The organism is Microbacterium sp. RURRCA19A (assembly GCF_900156455.1).
In the GTDB taxonomy this organism is placed as follows: domain Bacteria; phylum Actinomycetota; class Actinomycetes; order Actinomycetales; family Microbacteriaceae; genus Microbacterium.
In genome coordinates, this window is the sequence record NZ_FTNQ01000013.1 from 1 (window position 1) to 1,308 (window position 1,308).

Consider the following 1,308-nt stretch of genomic DNA (forward strand, 5'->3'; position numbering starts at 1 on the left):
TGAATCGGCCTGACTTTCGTTCCTATCGGGAGCCTTGTCCGGCCGGTGCCGGATTGGCTGATTCTTGGTCAGCGTAGTACGCCGTCTCGACCTCGGCGGGGGTGCGCATGTCGAGCTCACCGTGGAGGCGGGAGTTGTTCCACCACCACACCCATTCGAGGGTCGCGAGCTCGACCTGCTCGACGGTGCGCCATGGGCCGCGCTGGCGGATGAGCTCGGTCTTGTAGAGGTTGTTCACCGCCTCCGCCATCGCGTTATCAAACGAGTCGCCGACGGTTCCGGTTGAGGGGACGGCGCCGAGTTCGACGATCCGGTCGGTGTAGACCATCGCGGTGTAGTTCGACCCGTGATCCGCATGATGGACCAGCCCGTCCAGGCGCCCGCCGACGTTCCACGCGGCCATGTCCAGCGCCTGCATCGGCAGGATTTCCGACCGCAGCGTCGACGCAACATTCCAGCCGACGATGCGTCTCGAGTAGACGTCGGTGACGAACGCGACGTAAGCGAAGCCGGACCACGTGGCTACATAGGTCACGTCGCAGACCCAGAGCCGCCGCGGCGCAGGCGCAGTGAAGCGTCTGTTCACGAGATCGCTCGGCAGAACCGCGGTCTTGTTGGGGCGGGTGGTGAACACTCGCTTGGACTTGCGGACGCCTCGGACGCCCGCGAGCCGCATCAGCCGTTCCGTCTGGTCGCGACCGATCTCCCACCCTTGCCGGCGCATGAGGGCATGCATCTTCCGGCGCCCGTAGACGCCGTAGTTCTCCGCATGCAACCGCGCGACCTCCGGTGCCAGCAGCTCATCTTTCAGCTGCCGGGCCGACGGCGCTCGACCGAGGGCGGCGCGGTAGCCGCGGGAGGTGAGGAATCCCTGGACTGCGGGTCTGAGGACCCGGCAGATGAGCTCGACCCCGAAACGATCCCGGTACTCGTTGATGAACCGGATCATCGCGGTCAGGGGCGGTCGAGCTCCTTCGCGAAAAACACGCTCGCAGCCTTGAGGATCTCATTCGCCTTCCGCAACTCCGAGACCTCCTTCTCGAGCTGCTTGATGCGCTGCGCTGCTTCGGTCGTGACCCCAGGGTTAGCGCCCGCATCCACCTCCACTTGACGCTGCCACAACCGCAACGTCTCCGGGCTCATCCCCAACAGCCCCGCCACATGCCGCGCGGCACTCATCAACGTCGGGTGCGACGGTCGCGTCTCCGCGAGCATCCGCAACGCCCGCTCACGCATCTCCGGCGAGTACTTCCTGTTCATCGAGTTCCATCCTTGCTTGAAGAACGGAACGAAAGTCAGGCCGATTCA

The 1,308-nt window shown here is 65.0% G+C and carries 1 protein-coding gene; it reads right to left on the bottom strand.

Annotated elements, in window-relative coordinates; genetic code table 11:
- Nucleotides 1-22 precede the first annotated feature (22 nt).
- Nucleotides 23-1,260, bottom strand: a protein-coding gene (locus BW982_RS17365; protein ID WP_254845646.1) for an IS3 family transposase whose coding sequence is annotated in 2 segments (ribosomal slippage) — nucleotides 23-981 and nucleotides 981-1,260 — 1,239 coding nt in all. Because the reading frame shifts where the segments join, the coding sequence is not laid out codon by codon here.
- Nucleotides 1,261-1,308 lie beyond the last annotated feature (48 nt).